This window comes from Pseudomonas sp. MD330_10 (assembly GCF_042610415.1).
GTDB lineage: Bacteria > Pseudomonadota > Gammaproteobacteria > Pseudomonadales > Pseudomonadaceae > Aquipseudomonas > Aquipseudomonas rhodesiae.
In genome coordinates, this window is record NZ_JBHGZU010000023.1 from 1 (window position 1) to 15,101 (window position 15,101).

Consider the following 15,101-nt stretch of genomic DNA (forward strand, 5'->3'; position numbering starts at 1 on the left):
TGTGAGAGTAGGTCATCGTCAAGATTAAATTCCGAAACCCCAATTGCGAAAGCAATTGGGGTTTTGTTTTGCGCGCTCGAAAAGCCATGAGCATTTCCCTTGTAGATCGCAGTGCTAAATTTTTCCCTTTCTATGCAATCACCTTGCGCATGGCTATCATGCGTGCCTCATTGTGAGGCGATACTTGCATGTTGACGTTGTTGAAGCTTCTTAAAGATGGTCGATTTCATTCGGGCGAGGATCTCGGCACGGCCCTGGGGGTGAGTCGAAGTGCGGTGTGGAAACAGCTTCAGAATCTAGAGGTGGAGTTGAATCTACCTATACACAAGGTTCGAGGGCGAGGGTATAAGTTGGCGGTGCCGCTGTACCTGCTTGATGCTGAAGACATTGTTAAGCGTGCACCGCTCTTGGCCTGGCCTATCCATATATCAGAATCTATTGACTCAACTAACGCTGAAGCTCTTCGCTTGATTGCGGCTGGCCATTCAGCGCCTTTTCTGGTGCTCGCAGAGCGGCAATCGGCGGGGAGAGGCCGGCGGGGGCGCAAATGGGTGAGTCCGTTCGCACAAAATATCTATTACAGCCTAGTGCTGCGTATGGAGGGTGGACTGCGTCAATTAGAGGGGCTTAGCCTCGCGGTTGGCTTGGCTGTCATGCAGGCTTTGCGTGATTTTGGCGTGGATAGGGCTGGTTTGAAGTGGCCGAACGACGTTCTGGTGGACGGAAAGAAGATTGCTGGCATTTTACTGGAGCTGGTGGGAGATCCCGCGGATATCTGTCATGTAGTCTTGGGTATTGGCATCAATGTCAATATGCAAGACGTGACAGGTGTCGACCAGCAATGGACGTCCGTGCAGTTGGAGGCAGGGGGGGCTGTCAATCGTAATATTCTTATTGCTCAGCTTGGGATGCAGCTACAGCGCTACCTTAAATCCCACCAAGAATTTGGTTTTGTGGCTTTGCAGGAGGAATGGGAGCTGAATCATCTTTGGCAGGGGCGCTCGGTCACTCTCGTTGCGGGTGTCAACCAAATTCACGGGCATGTGCTGGGTATCGATAGTCAAGGGGCCTTGCGCTTGAGCGTGGCTGGCGTCGAAAAAACCTACAGTGGTGGTGAGCTAAGCCTGAGGTTGCGTGATGATTCTTGAGCTGGACTGTGGGAATAGCTTCATCAAATGGCGTGTTCTCGAGCCTATAAGTATATCAACCTACGCTGAGGGGGTGGTCGGATCGGACACGGCTCTAATTGAAGGTCTGGCAGCGGTTCCTGGTTTGATTCTGACGCATTGCCGACTAGTAAGTGTCCGTGCCGTAGAGGAGACCGATAAGCTCATCGATTCTCTCAAGCATGCCTTTGGCGTTACTGTCTCGGTGGCGGCGTCTGCGCGAGAAATGGCTGGAGTGCAAAATGGTTATGAGGAGTTCGAGCGTCTTGGCCTCGACCGTTGGTTGGCAATGCTGGGGGCATTCAAGTTAGCATCTCGAGCTTGCCTTGTGCTCGACTTCGGCACGGCGGCGACAGCAGATTACATTTCCAAGGGGGGCGAGCACATAGGAGGCTTTATCTGTCCCGGGATGCCGCTGATGCGGAATCAATTACGCACTCATACGCGCAAGATACGTTATGACGATATTGCTGCTGAGCGAGCTCACGAAAGCCTCTCGCCAGGGCGTACAACCGCGGAGGCTGTGGAGCGTGGTTGTACATTGATGTTGAGAGGATTCGTGTCGACGCAGCTGGAGCTAGCTCGCAGCTACTGGGGAGACGAATTCACTGTGTTTCTCACGGGGGGCGATGCAGAGTTAGTTGCTGACGCTGTCCCTGGCGCTCGGCTTGTACCAGACTTGGTTTTCGTTGGTTTGGCGATGGCGTGTCCCTTGCCTTAAGGTGTCCTGTCTATGCGTTGGCTTTTTCTGCTTCTGCTTGTTCTGAATGTCTTCTATTACATCTGGCATCAGCAAGAGGCGCCGTTGCGCGCCAAGGATGTTACGCCTCTTAATCTATATCGTGGCTCAGCCCAGGATATTCGACTGCTCAGCGAGTCCTCTGACGCGGCCGTTCGCCGGAATCCGGCCAGGGAGCCTGAGGCGCAGGATGCCTGTTTGTATATCGGTGGATTTGCTGATCAGCGCCAAGCACTGGCGTTGGAGCAGCGCCTCACTAGTTTAGATATAAAGGTCCGGGTACAGTCGTTGAAGGGGGCGGATGCCTCCCGCTACTGGCTAAGAATTGCCCCTGAAAGCCGGCGCCTGGCTGATGATCTGCCATTTGAAAACCTTGCTAGGGAATTCAATGAGTTAAAACATAAAATAATGTTGTGCGAAGGCGTTGCAACTGCCCAATAGTTTGAATAGAATGGCGCCCGCTTCGCAGTGAAGACTTTTAAGGTTTGCGGTGTGAAGCGGAGGTCGACGCTGCTAACCTCATATTTTTAAATGAGAAAGTTGTTGACAGAAGGCTGGCATGATGTAGAATGCCGGCTCGCTTAGGAGGGGTTCCCGAGCGGCCAAAGGGATCAGACTGTAAATCTGACGTCTACGACTTCGAAGGTTCGAATCCTTCCCCCTCCACCATTTTTAGCGTGAGCTGCAGGCTCCGCGGGTATAGTTTAGTGGTAGAACCTCAGCCTTCCAAGCTGATGATGCGGGTTCGATTCCCGCTACCCGCTCCATGTTTGTAGGTCGTGCAAAGTGTTTTGCTCTTGTAGCTCAGTTGGTAGAGCACACCCTTGGTAAGGGTGAGGTCAGCGGTTCAAATCCGCTCAAGAGCTCCATATAACAAGGCAGATATGAAAATATCTGCCTTTGTTTTAACGGCTGCCCTGATTTGCTGGTGTTTGCTTGGCTGTTTTGCCGGGTGTTTCCAGGTTTGGTAGGGTTGGTTGTTGTAAAGTCTTTTTCAGGCCTGCATAATGGTCGGCCTGATTTTGTTTTAGGTCAGTAGCTCAATTGGCAGAGCGACGGTCTCCAAAACCGTAGGTTGGGGGTTCGATTCCCTCCTGACCTGCCAGATTCGCGTGGTGTGTCTGGCTTTCTTTTCACAGGATCTTCATAGATGACTCCTAAGGCTGAAGCTCAAAGCTCTCGTTTCGATCTAGTCAAGTGGCTCGCTGTAGTTGCTTTGGTGGTCGTAGGCGTTGTTGGCAATCAGTACTATTCTGCTTCGCCGATCCTGTATCGAGTTCTTGCATTGCTCGCTCTTGCTGCTGTTGCTGCCTTTGTGGGTTTGCAGACTGCAAAGGGTAAGTCGTTTGCAGTCCTGGTGAAGGAAGCTCGCACCGAAATTCGTAAAGTCGTTTGGCCGACTCGCCAAGAAACCACGCAGACCACGCTGATTGTTGTGGCTGTCGTTCTCGTTATGGCGTTGCTGTTGTGGGGTCTTGATTCCCTGCTCGGTTGGCTTGTTTCCTTGATTGTTGGCTAAGGGTGTCCCGTGGCTAAGCGTTGGTACGTTGTGCATGCTTACTCGGGTTACGAGAAGCATGTTATGCGCTCTTTGCTGGAGCGCGTAAAGCTTGCAGGCATGGAAGATGGCTTCGGCGAAATTCTGGTTCCCACTGAAGAAGTGGTTGAAATGCGGAATGGTCAGAAGCGTAAAAGCGAACGCAAGTTCTTCCCTGGCTATGTGCTGGTTCAGATGGACATGAATGAGGGTACTTGGCATTTGGTCAAGGATACTCCTCGTGTCATGGGTTTTATCGGCGGTACTGCTGATAAGCCTGCGCCTATTACTGATAAAGAGGCAGAAGCGATTCTGCGTCGTGTTGCTGATGGTAGCGACAAGCCTAAGCCAAAGACGTTGTTCGAGCCGGGTGAGGTTGTTCGTGTCACTGATGGTCCGTTTGCTGATTTTAACGGTACTGTCGAAGAGGTTAACTACGAAAAGAGCCGGATCCAGGTGGCGGTGCTCATTTTCGGTCGCTCTACCCCGGTAGAGCTGGAGTTCAGTCAGGTCGAGAAGGTCTAGCTGAGCAAGAATCCCAACCCCGCAGTCTTAGGCTGTGGGGTTTTGTCGTCACTGGGATAAACGCGCAAGTAACCGGGGAGCCTTTCGAGGCGTCTGAACCCGTAATTGGAGTGCCTCATGGCCAAGAAGATTACCGCTTACATCAAGCTACAAGTAAAGGCCGCTCAGGCCAATCCTAGTCCACCTGTCGGCCCTGCTCTGGGTCAGCACGGCGTGAACATCATGGAATTCTGCAAGGCTTTCAACGCCCGTACTCAGGGTCTTGAACCAGGTCTGCCGACTCCAGTGATCATTACTGTGTACAGCGACCGTAGCTTCACTTTTGAAACCAAGTCGACTCCGGCTTCGGTTCTGCTGAAGAAAGCTGCTGGCCTGACCAGCGGCTCCGCTCGTCCTAACACTGTTAAGGTTGGCACCGTCACTCGTGCTCAGCTGGAAGAGATCGCGAAAACCAAAAACGCTGATCTGACCGCAGCTGATATGGATGCAGCCGTGCGTACCATCGCCGGTTCTGCTCGTAGCATGGGCCTTAACGTGGAGGGTGTGTAATGGCTAAGCTGACCAAGCGCCAAAAGGCTATCGCCGGCAAAATCGAAGCAGGCAAGTCCTACAACTTTGTAGACGCCGCCGCTCTGCTGACCGAGCTGTCGACTGTCAAGTTCAGCGAGTCCGTTGACGTTGCTGTGAATCTCGGCGTTGACCCACGTAAATCCGACCAGGTCGTTCGCAGCGCTACTGTGCTGCCACACGGCACTGGCAAGACTGTACGTGTAGCTGTCTTCACCCAGGGTCCTGCTGCTGAAGCTGCTCTGGCCGCCGGCGCTGATCGCGTTGGCATGGACGACCTGGCTGCCGAAATGAAAGGCGGCGACCTGAACTACGACGTAGTCATCGCTTCTCCTGATGCAATGCGTGTTGTAGGTCAGTTGGGTCAGATTCTGGGTCCACGTGGCCTGATGCCTAACCCAAAAGTCGGCACCGTAACTCCGGATGTAGCTACCGCGGTTAAGAACGCCAAAGCTGGTCAGGTTCGTTATCGCACCGACAAAAACGGCATCATTCACACATCCGTAGGCAAGGTTGGTTTCGACGCCGTCAAGCTGAAGGAAAACGTTGAAGCCCTGATCGCGGATCTGAAGCGTATCAAGCCAGCTTCTTCGAAAGGCATCTATGTCAAGCGCGTTACCCTGAGCACCACTATGGGCCCAGGTCTGGTCATCGACCAAGGTTCGCTGGACGTATAAGACACAAATTGGCGCAAGCAATTGCGCCAATTAAAAAATTGGGGTCCCTGCCTGGCGGGGGCTATCCAAGACCGTAGGCGACGTAAGTCTTAAACCACAAGCCTACGCAGATGGTGCTCCCGGTTCCTTACCGAATCAGACACCAAAACGACATCCGGCTCCGGCCAGATGAAACGGTAACAAGCAGGAGTTAAACCCGTGGCAATTAATCTCGAAGACAAGAAGGCCATCGTCGCTGAAGTCAACGAGGCTGCCAAAGCTGCTCTGTCCGCTGTCGTGGCTGATGCCCGTGGTGTGACAGTAGGCGCTATGACCGGACTCCGTAAAGAGGCTCGTGAAGCTGGCGTATACGTACGTGTTGTACGTAACACACTGCTCAAGCGCGCTGTTGCTGACACTGAATACAGTGTTCTCAACGACGTGTTCACCGGCCCGACCTTGATTGCATTCTCCACCCAACATCCAGGCGCTGCTGCCCGTTTGTTCAAAGAGTTTGCTAAAGGTCAGGATAAGTTCGAGATCAAGGCAGCTGCGTTCGAGGGCAAGTACCTCGCAGCTAACCAAATCGACGTGCTGGCAACTCTGCCGACCCGTGACGAAGCAATCTCCCAGCTGATGAGCGTGATTCAAGGCGCTACCAGCAAATTGGCTCGTACTCTGGCGGCAATTCGCGACCAAAAAGAAGCTGCTGCAGCCTAAGGCTCTTCAACTTCTCGCGTTTTTTGTTTTTTTCGATGGTCGCGTAGGCCGTCCCCAATATCAGGAATTAGATTCATGTCTATCTCTCAGAACGATATCCTTGAAGCAGTTGGCAGCATGTCCGTAATGGAAGTTGTTGAGCTGATCAAAGCTTTCGAAGAAAAATTCGGTGTTACTGCTGCTGCTGCTTCCGCTGGCCCAGCTGCTGCTGCTGCCGTTGTTGAAGAGCAAACCGAATTCAACGTCATGCTGACCGAAGCTGGCGAGAAGAAAGTTAACGTGATCAAGGCAGTACGTGAACTGACCGGTCTGGGCCTGAAAGAAGCCAAGGCTGTAGTTGACGGCGCTCCTGCCATGGTTCTGGAAGCTGTTGCCAAAGACGCAGCTGACAAAGCCAAAGCAACTCTGGAAGAAGCAGGCGCTAAAGTCGAGCTGAAGTAAGCATCGACCTTGCGTCTCCAGCCCAAGCGTTAAGCTGAAGGCTGATGGCTGGTGGCTCTTGCCACCGGCCTTTTTCCGTTCTTGGCTGTCGACTCGGTCGCCGCCATTAACGCGCTGTAGCCACCCGATGCGGTGGTGCAAACCATGGGGTTTGCAAGATTTTCTGGCTGCTCCCGTCGGAGGGGCCAAACAAGCAGGTGACCAAGCTGGGGAACGCTGATGGCTTACTCATATACTGAGAAAAAACGTATCCGCAAGGACTTTAGCAAGTTGCCGGACGTCATGGATGTCCCGTACCTTCTGGCTATCCAGCTGGATTCGTATCGTGAATTCTTGCAGGCGGGAGCGACCAAAGATCAGTTCCGCGACGTGGGCCTGCATGCGGCCTTCAAATCCGTTTTCCCGATCATCAGCTACTCCGGCAATGCTGCGCTGGAGTACGTGGGTTATCGCCTGGGCGAACCGGCATTTGATGTCAAAGAATGTGTGTTGCGTGGCGTTACGTACGCCGTACCTTTGCGGGTAAAAGTCCGTCTGATCATTTTCGACAAAGAATCGTCGAACAAAGCGATCAAGGACATCAAAGAGCAAGAAGTCTACATGGGCGAAATCCCATTGATGACTGAAAACGGTACCTTCGTTATCAACGGTACCGAGCGTGTTATCGTTTCCCAGCTGCACCGTTCCCCGGGCGTGTTCTTCGACCACGACCGCGGCAAGACGCACAGCTCCGGTAAGCTCTTGTACTCCGCGCGGATCATTCCGTACCGTGGTTCGTGGTTGGACTTCGAATTCGACCCTAAAGACTGCGTGTTCGTGCGTATCGACCGTCGTCGTAAATTGCCGGCTTCGGTACTGCTGCGTGCGCTCGGCTACACCACTGAGCAAGTGCTTGATGCCTTCTACACCACCAACGTATTCAGTCTGAAGGATGAAACCCTCAAGCTGGAACTGATCGCGTCGCGTCTGCGTGGTGAAATTGCCGTTCTGGATATCCAGGATGAAAAAGGCAAGGTTATTGTTGAAGCTGGCCGTCGTATCACTGCGCGCCATATCAATCAAATCGAAAAAGCCGGTATTACAGAGCTGGAAGTGCCTCTGGACTACGTCCTGGGTCGCACGACCGCCAAGGTTATCGTTCACCCAGCCACAGGCGAAATCCTGGCCGAGTGCAACACCGAGCTGAACACCGAGATCCTGGCCAAAATCGCCAAGGCTCAGGTCGTTCGCATCGAGACCTTGTATACCAACGATATCGACTGTGGTCCGTTCATCTCCGACACTCTGAAGATCGACTCCACCAGCAACCAATTGGAAGCGCTGGTCGAGATCTATCGCATGATGCGTCCTGGTGAGCCACCAACCAAAGACGCTGCCGAAACCCTGTTCAACAACCTGTTCTTCAGCCCTGAGCGTTACGACCTGTCTGCGGTCGGTCGGATGAAGTTCAACCGTCGTATCGGTCGTACCGAGATCGAAGGTTCGGGCGTGCTGTGCAAGGAAGATATCGTCGCGGTACTGAAGACTCTGGTCGACATCCGTAACGGCAAAGGCATCGTCGATGACATCGACCACCTGGGTAACCGTCGTGTTCGCTGCGTAGGCGAAATGGCCGAGAACCAGTTCCGCGTTGGCCTTGTACGTGTTGAGCGTGCGGTCAAAGAGCGTCTGTCGATGGCTGAAAGCGAAGGCCTGATGCCGCAAGACCTAATCAACGCTAAGCCAGTGGCCGCAGCGGTGAAAGAGTTCTTCGGCTCCAGCCAGCTTTCCCAGTTCATGGACCAGAACAACCCGCTCTCCGAGATCACCCACAAGCGCCGTGTTTCGGCACTGGGCCCGGGCGGTCTGACTCGTGAGCGTGCTGGCTTCGAAGTTCGTGACGTACACCCGACGCACTACGGTCGTGTTTGTCCGATCGAAACGCCGGAAGGTCCGAACATCGGTCTGATCAACTCCTTGGCCGCCTATGCGCGCACCAACCAATATGGTTTCCTCGAGAGCCCGTACCGTGTGGTGAAAGACGCTCTGGTCACCGACGAGATCGTGTTCCTGTCCGCCATCGAAGAAGCTGATCACGTGATCGCTCAGGCTTCGGCCACGATGAACGACAAGAAAGTCCTGATCGATGAGCTGGTAGCTGTTCGTCACTTGAACGAGTTCACCGTCAAGGCGCCGGAAGACGTCACCTTGATGGACGTTTCGCCGAAGCAGGTAGTTTCGGTTGCAGCGTCTCTGATTCCGTTCCTGGAGCACGATGACGCCAACCGCGCATTGATGGGTTCCAACATGCAGCGTCAGGCTGTACCAACCCTGCGCGCTGACAAGCCGCTGGTAGGTACCGGCATGGAGCGCAACGTAGCGCGTGACTCCGGCGTTTGCGTCGTGGCGCGTCGTGGCGGTGTAATCGATTCCGTTGATGCTAGCCGTATTGTGGTTCGTGTTGCCGATGACGAAGTTGAAACTGGCGAAGCCGGTGTCGACATCTACAACCTGACCAAATACACCCGCTCGAACCAGAACACCTGCATCAACCAGCGTCCGCTGGTGAGCAAGGGTGATCGTGTTCAGCGCAGCGACATCATGGCCGACGGCCCGTCCACCGATATGGGTGAACTGGCGCTGGGTCAGAACATGCGCATCGCCTTCATGGCGTGGAACGGCTTCAACTTCGAAGACTCCATCTGCCTGTCCGAGCGTGTTGTTCAAGAAGATCGCTTCACCACGATCCACATTCAGGAACTGACCTGTGTGGCGCGTGACACCAAGCTTGGGCCTGAGGAAATCACTGCAGACATCCCGAACGTGGGTGAGGCTGCACTGAACAAGCTGGACGAAGCCGGTATCGTTTACGTAGGCGCTGAAGTTGGTGCAGGCGACATTCTGGTTGGTAAGGTTACTCCGAAAGGCGAGACCCAACTGACGCCAGAAGAGAAGCTGCTGCGTGCCATCTTCGGTGAAAAAGCCAGCGACGTTAAAGACACTTCCTTGCGCGTGCCTACCGGTACCAAGGGTACTGTCATCGACGTACAGGTCTTCACCCGTGACGGCGTTGAGCGTGATGCTCGTGCTCTGTCCATTGAGAAGACCCAACTCGACGAGATCCGTAAGGATCTGAACGAAGAGTTCCGTATCGTTGAAGGCGCGACCTTCGAACGTCTGCGCTCCGCTTTGGTAGGTCACAAAGCTGAAGGCGGCGCCGGTCTGAAGAAAGGTCAAGACATCACTGATGAAGTCCTCGACGGTCTTGAGCACGGCCAGTGGTTCAAACTGCGTATGGCTGAAGATGCTTTGAACGAGCAGCTCGAGAAGGCCCAGGCCTACATCGTTGATCGTCGCCGTCTGCTGGATGACAAGTTCGAAGATAAGAAGCGCAAACTGCAGCAGGGCGATGACCTGGCTCCAGGTGTGCTGAAAATCGTCAAGGTTTACCTGGCAATCCGCCGTCGCATCCAGCCGGGCGACAAGATGGCCGGTCGTCACGGTAACAAAGGTGTGGTCTCCGTGATCATGCCGGTTGAAGACATGCCGCACGATGCCAATGGCACCCCGGTCGATGTGGTCCTCAACCCGCTGGGCGTACCTTCGCGTATGAACGTTGGTCAGATCCTCGAAACTCACCTGGGCCTCGCGGCTAAAGGTCTGGGCGAGAAGATCAACCGTATGATCGAAGAGCAGCGCAAGGTTGCTGACCTGCGTAAGTTCTTGCACGAGATCTACAACGAGATCGGCGGTCGCAACGAAGAGCTGGACACCTTCTCCGATCAGGAAATCCTGGATCTGGCGAAGAACCTGCGCGGCGGCGTTCCAATGGCTACCCCGGTGTTCGACGGTGCCAAGGAAAGCGAAATCAAGGCCATGCTGAAACTGGCTGACCTGCCGGAAAGTGGCCAGATGCAGCTGTTCGACGGCCGTACCGGTAACAAGTTCGAGCGCCCGGTTACTGTTGGCTACATGTACATGCTGAAGCTGAACCACTTGGTAGACGACAAGATGCACGCCCGTTCTACCGGATCGTACAGCCTCGTTACCCAGCAGCCGCTGGGTGGTAAGGCTCAGTTCGGTGGTCAGCGTTTCGGGGAGATGGAGGTCTGGGCACTGGAAGCATACGGTGCTGCTTACACTCTGCAAGAAATGCTCACAGTGAAGTCGGACGATGTGAACGGTCGGACCAAGATGTACAAAAACATCGTGGACGGCGATCACCGTATGGAGCCGGGCATGCCCGAGTCTTTCAACGTGTTGATCAAAGAAATTCGTTCCCTCGGCATCGATATCGATCTGGAAACCGAATAACACGTGACGCGAATCGAGAGCGTGGCAGTGATGCCCGCTCTCTGCTCCGCCAGGAGGAAAGGCCTTGAAAGACCTACTGAATTTGCTGAAAAACCAGGGTCAAGTCGAAGAGTTCGACGCCATCCGTATTGGATTGGCATCGCCTGAGATGATCCGTTCGTGGTCGTTCGGTGAAGTTAAAAAGCCGGAAACCATCAACTACCGTACGTTCAAACCTGAGCGTGACGGTCTGTTCTGCGCCAAGATCTTTGGCCCGGTAAAAGATTACGAGTGCCTGTGCGGTAAGTACAAGCGCTTGAAGCACCGCGGTGTGATCTGCGAGAAGTGCGGCGTTGAAGTTGCGCTGGCCAAGGTTCGTCGTGAGCGCATGGCGCACATCGAACTGGCTTCGCCGGTTGCCCACATCTGGTTCCTGAAATCGCTGCCGTCCCGTATCGGCTTGCTGATGGACATGACCCTGCGTGATATCGAGCGCGTTCTCTACTTCGAGAGCTATGTCGTTATCGATCCAGGCATGACCACCCTTGAAAAAGGTCAGTTGCTGAACGATGAGCAGTACTTCGAAGCGCTGGAAGAGTTCGGCGATGATTTCGATGCTCGCATGGGTGCCGAAGCTGTCCGCGAACTGCTGCACGCTATCGACCTGGAGCACGAGATTGGCCGTCTGCGCGAAGAAATTCCGCAAACCAACTCCGAAACCAAGATCAAGAAGCTGTCCAAGCGTCTGAAGTTGATGGAGGCCTTCCAAGGTTCCGGCAACTTGCCAGAATGGATGGTGCTGACCGTTCTGCCGGTTCTGCCGCCAGACCTGCGTCCGCTGGTACCGTTGGATGGTGGTCGTTTCGCAACGTCCGACCTCAACGACCTGTACCGTCGCGTGATCAACCGTAACAACCGCTTGAAGCGCCTGCTCGATTTGTCCGCTCCGGACATCATCGTGCGCAACGAAAAGCGTATGTTGCAGGAAGCTGTCGATGCATTGCTCGACAACGGTCGTCGTGGCCGCGCTATCACCGGTTCGAACAAGCGTCCTCTGAAATCCCTGGCTGACATGATCAAGGGTAAGCAAGGTCGTTTCCGTCAGAACTTGCTCGGTAAGCGTGTTGACTACTCCGGTCGTTCGGTAATTACCGTAGGCCCGACCCTGCGTCTGCACCAGTGCGGTCTGCCTAAGAAAATGGCGCTTGAACTATTCAAGCCGTTCATCTTCGGCAAGCTGGAAATGCGCGGTCTCGCAACCACCATCAAAGCGGCCAAGAAAATGGTCGAGCGCGAACTGCCAGAGGTTTGGGACGTTCTCGCTGAAGTGATTCGCGAACACCCGGTTCTCCTCAACCGTGCACCGACCCTTCACCGTCTGGGTATCCAGGCGTTTGAACCGGTACTGATCGAAGGTAAGGCTATCCAGCTGCACCCCCTGGTCTGTGCTGCGTACAACGCCGACTTCGACGGCGACCAAATGGCCGTGCACGTACCGCTGACCCTGGAAGCCCAGTTGGAAGCGCGTGCGTTGATGATGTCGACCAACAACATTCTGTCGCCAGCCAACGGTGAGCCAATCATCGTTCCGTCGCAGGATGTTGTATTGGGTCTGTACTACATGACGCGTGAAGCGATCAACGCCAAAGGCGAAGGTCGTGTGTTTGCTGACCTGCAGGAAGTTGACCGTGTGTTCCGTGCCGGCGAAGCCGCACTGCACGCCAAGGTTAAAGTGCGGATCAACGAAACCGTCAACGACCGTGATGGCGGCAGCGTGACCAACACCCGTATCGTCGACACCACTGTCGGCCGTGCGCTGTTGTATCAGGTTGTGCCAAAAGGTCTGTCGTACGATGTCGTCAACCTGCCAATGAAGAAAAAGGCGATCTCCAAGCTGATCAACCAGTGCTACCGCGTGGTTGGCTTGAAAGAGACCGTTATCTTCGCTGACCAGTTGATGTACACCGGTTTTGCTTATTCGACCATTTCCGGCGTTTCCATCGGTGTTAACGACTTCGTTATCCCGGATGAAAAAGCCCGCATCATCGGTGCAGCCACCGACGAAGTGAAAGAGATCGAAAGCCAGTACGCCTCCGGCCTGGTAACCCAGGGCGAGAAGTACAACAAGGTGATCGACCTTTGGTCCAAGGCCAACGATGAAGTTTCCAAGGCGATGATGGCCAACCTCTCGAAAGAGAAAGTCATCGACCGTCACGGCGACGAAGTTGACCAGGAGTCCTTCAACTCGATGTACATGATGGCCGACTCGGGCGCACGGGGTTCTGCTGCGCAGATCCGTCAGCTCGCCGGTATGCGTGGTCTGATGGCCAAGCCGGACGGTTCCATCATCGAAACGCCGATTACCGCGAACTTCCGTGAAGGGTTGAGTGTACTTCAGTACTTCATCTCCACTCACGGTGCTCGTAAAGGTCTGGCGGATACCGCGTTGAAAACCGCTAACTCCGGTTACCTGACTCGTCGTCTGGTAGACGTTGCACAAGATCTGGTTGTAACCGAGATCGATTGCGGCACCGAGCACGGCCTGCTGATGACTCCGCACATTGAAGGCGGTGACGTTGTAGAGCCGTTGGGTGAGCGCGTATTGGGTCGTGTTATTGCCCGTGACGTATTCAAGCCAGGTACCGAGGAAGTTATCGTTCCTGCCGGCACTCTGGTAGATGAGAAGTGGGTTGAGTTCATCGAGCTCAACAGCATCGACGAAGTGATTGTTCGGTCGCCGATCAGCTGCGAAACCCGCTACGGCATTTGCGCCAAGTGCTATGGCCGTGACTTGGCTCGTGGTCATCAGGTGAACATCGGTGAAGCGGTCGGCGTTATCGCTGCCCAGTCCATCGGTGAGCCGGGTACTCAGTTGACCATGCGTACGTTCCACATTGGTGGTGCGGCAAGCCGGACCTCCGCGGCTGACAGTGTTCAGGTGAAGAATGGCGGTACTGTCCGCCTGCATAACCTCAAGCACGTTGAGCGAGTGGATGGTCACCTGGTTGCGGTGTCCCGTTCCGGTGAGCTGGCAATCGCTGATGACTACGGTCGTGAACGTGAGCGTTACAAGCTGCCGTACGGTGCTGTGATTTCGGTTAAAGAAGGTGACAAGGTCGACGCTGGCGCAATCGTGGCCAAGTGGGATCCGCACACTCACCCAATCGTTACCGAAATGAAAGGTACCGTGACCTACGTGGGTATGGAAGAAGGCATCACGATCAAGCGTCAGACTGACGAATTGACCGGTATGACCAACATTGAAGTACTTGACGCGAAAGACCGTCCAGCTGCCGGTAAAGATATCCGTCCAGCCGTGAAGATGGTCGATGACAACGGCAAGGATCTGTTGCTGCCAGGCACTGACGTAATCGCTCAGTATTTCCTGCCAGCAAACGCCCTCGTCGGTGTGGCTGACGGCGCTAAGATCGCGATCGGTGATGTTATCGCGCGTATCCCGCAAGAAACTTCGAAGACTCGCGACATCACCGGTGGTCTGCCGCGTGTTGCCGACTTGTTCGAAGCTCGTCGTCCGAAAGAGGCGTCGATTCTGGCTGAAGTCAGCGGCACCATCGCGTTCGGTAAAGAGACCAAAGGCAAGCGCCGTCTGGTCATTACCCCGAACGACGGTAGTGATCCATATGAGGAGCTGATTCCGAAGTGGCGTCACCTGAACGTGTTCGAAGGCGAGCAGGTAAACCGCGGCGAAGTTATCTCCGACGGTCCAAGCGATCCACATGACATCTTGCGTCTGCTGGGTGTAAGTGCGCTGGCCAAGTACATCGTGAACGAGATCCAGGACGTTTACCGTCTGCAGGGCGTGAAGATCAACGATAAGCACATCGAGACCATCCTGCGTCAGATGCTGCGTAAAGTTGAAATCGCTGAATCCGGCGATTCCAGTTTCATCAAGGGCGACCAGATGGAACTGACTCATGTGCTGGTGGAAAACGAGCGTCTGGCGAACGAAGATAAGTTCGTTTCCAAGTTCACTCGCGTACTGCTGGGTATCACCAAGGCCTCGTTGTCCACTGAGTCGTTTATCTCGGCGGCCTCCTTCCAGGAGACCACCCGCGTACTGACCGAAGCAGCGGTAACCGGCAAGCGCGACTACCTGCGCGGTCTGAAAGAAAACGTGGTTGTGGGTCGTTTGATCCCAGCCGGTACCGGTTTGGCTTATCACAGCGAGCGCAAGCGTCGTCGTGATGCCGACAAGCCGTTGCGCGTAAGCGCCAGTGAAGTGGAAGCTGCACTGACCGAAGCGCTGAACTCAAGCGGTAACTGAGTTCTGCGATAGATGAGTCTAGGCCCTGACAGCTCCGTTCGTCGGATTGAGGCAATTTTGCTTCAGTTCGATGGGTGGGGAGGTCGGGGCCTTGCCTTGACTGGGGGCAAGATCCTCTTTAGACTCTTGTACCCCTAAATTTGGCGGGAATTCGTTCCTGCCATTTTGCTTTTCTTGCAAGACAATAGCGTCG

At 54.6% G+C, this 15,101-nt stretch carries 11 protein-coding genes and 4 tRNA genes; all 15 read left to right on the forward strand.

Annotation, left to right across the window (positions count from 1 at the left end; translation table 11 throughout):
• Positions 1-188: 188 nt before the first annotated feature.
• Positions 189-1,148: a bifunctional biotin--[acetyl-CoA-carboxylase] ligase/biotin operon repressor BirA gene (birA, locus tag ACFZPT_RS24140; RefSeq protein WP_034115260.1), complete on the forward strand. Its 960-nt coding sequence runs from the start codon at positions 189-191 to the stop codon at positions 1,146-1,148.
• Positions 1,138-1,887, forward strand: coding sequence for a pantothenate kinase (locus tag ACFZPT_RS24145; RefSeq protein ID WP_034101005.1), 750 nt, complete (start codon positions 1,138-1,140; stop codon positions 1,885-1,887). The genes birA and ACFZPT_RS24145 overlap by 11 nt, the downstream gene beginning before the upstream one ends.
• A 12-nt stretch (positions 1,888-1,899) precedes the next feature.
• Complete coding sequence (locus ACFZPT_RS24150) at positions 1,900-2,346, forward strand: hypothetical protein (RefSeq protein WP_034101004.1); 447 nt, start codon at positions 1,900-1,902, stop codon at positions 2,344-2,346.
• 143 nt (positions 2,347-2,489) lie between these two features.
• Positions 2,490-2,574 (forward strand) — tRNA-Tyr (locus tag ACFZPT_RS24155).
• 24 nt (positions 2,575-2,598) lie between these two features.
• Positions 2,599-2,672 (forward strand) — tRNA-Gly (locus ACFZPT_RS24160).
• A gap of 26 nt (positions 2,673-2,698) precedes the next feature.
• A tRNA-Thr gene (locus ACFZPT_RS24165) sits at positions 2,699-2,774 on the forward strand.
• 160 nt (positions 2,775-2,934) lie between these two features.
• Positions 2,935-3,010: transfer RNA gene (locus tag ACFZPT_RS24170), tRNA-Trp, on the forward strand.
• 45 nt (positions 3,011-3,055) lie between these two features.
• Entirely contained in the window at positions 3,056-3,424 is a 369-nt protein-coding gene (secE, locus tag ACFZPT_RS24175; RefSeq protein ID WP_003194658.1) for a preprotein translocase subunit SecE, read from the forward strand.
• A gap of 9 nt (positions 3,425-3,433) precedes the next feature.
• Positions 3,434-3,967, forward strand: a complete 534-nt coding sequence (nusG, locus tag ACFZPT_RS24180) for a transcription termination/antitermination protein NusG (protein ID WP_003176436.1) — start codon at positions 3,434-3,436, stop codon at positions 3,965-3,967.
• 117 nt (positions 3,968-4,084) lie between these two features.
• A complete protein-coding gene (rplK, locus tag ACFZPT_RS24185) occupies positions 4,085-4,516 on the forward strand; it encodes a 50S ribosomal protein L11 (protein ID WP_003176435.1) in 432 nt (143 codons plus the stop codon).
• Positions 4,516-5,211, forward strand: coding sequence for a 50S ribosomal protein L1 (gene rplA / locus ACFZPT_RS24190; protein ID WP_003176434.1), 696 nt, complete (start codon positions 4,516-4,518; stop codon positions 5,209-5,211). Before rplK ends, rplA begins: the two co-directional genes overlap by 1 nt.
• A 198-nt stretch (positions 5,212-5,409) precedes the next feature.
• Positions 5,410-5,910 (forward strand): 50S ribosomal protein L10, encoded by a 501-nt coding sequence (gene rplJ, locus ACFZPT_RS24195; RefSeq protein ID WP_034101003.1) that lies wholly within the window; start codon positions 5,410-5,412, stop codon positions 5,908-5,910.
• Positions 5,911-5,985: 75 nt separating this feature from the next.
• The gene (gene rplL / locus ACFZPT_RS24200) at positions 5,986-6,351 is read left to right on the forward strand and encodes a 50S ribosomal protein L7/L12 (RefSeq protein ID WP_034101001.1); all 366 of its coding nucleotides are present in this window, start codon (positions 5,986-5,988) and stop codon (positions 6,349-6,351) included.
• 219 nt (positions 6,352-6,570) lie between these two features.
• Positions 6,571-10,644, forward strand: a complete 4,074-nt coding sequence (rpoB, locus tag ACFZPT_RS24205; RefSeq protein WP_034101000.1) for a DNA-directed RNA polymerase subunit beta — start codon at positions 6,571-6,573, stop codon at positions 10,642-10,644.
• A 64-nt stretch (positions 10,645-10,708) separates the two neighbouring features.
• Positions 10,709-14,908 (forward strand): DNA-directed RNA polymerase subunit beta', encoded by a 4,200-nt coding sequence (gene rpoC, locus ACFZPT_RS24210; protein ID WP_034100999.1) that lies wholly within the window; start codon positions 10,709-10,711, stop codon positions 14,906-14,908.
• Positions 14,909-15,101 lie beyond the last annotated feature (193 nt).

Bases quoted from the DNA above. Each gene is read 5' to 3' on its own strand.
- ACFZPT_RS24145 (WP_034101005.1), top strand. From the start codon at position 1,138: ATGATTCTTGAGCTGGACTGTGGGAATAGCTTCATCAAATGGCGTGTT.
- secE (WP_003194658.1), top strand. From the start codon at position 3,056: ATGACTCCTAAGGCTGAAGCTCAAAGCTCTCGTTTCGATCTAGTCAAG.
- ACFZPT_RS24150 (WP_034101004.1), top strand. From the start codon at position 1,900: ATGCGTTGGCTTTTTCTGCTTCTGCTTGTTCTGAATGTCTTCTATTAC.
- rplA (WP_003176434.1), top strand. From the start codon at position 4,516: ATGGCTAAGCTGACCAAGCGCCAAAAGGCTATCGCCGGCAAAATCGAA.
- birA (WP_034115260.1), top strand. From the start codon at position 189: ATGTTGACGTTGTTGAAGCTTCTTAAAGATGGTCGATTTCATTCGGGC.
- rplK (WP_003176435.1), top strand. From the start codon at position 4,085: ATGGCCAAGAAGATTACCGCTTACATCAAGCTACAAGTAAAGGCCGCT.
- rplL (WP_034101001.1), top strand. From the start codon at position 5,986: ATGTCTATCTCTCAGAACGATATCCTTGAAGCAGTTGGCAGCATGTCC.
- rpoB (WP_034101000.1), top strand. From the start codon at position 6,571: ATGGCTTACTCATATACTGAGAAAAAACGTATCCGCAAGGACTTTAGC.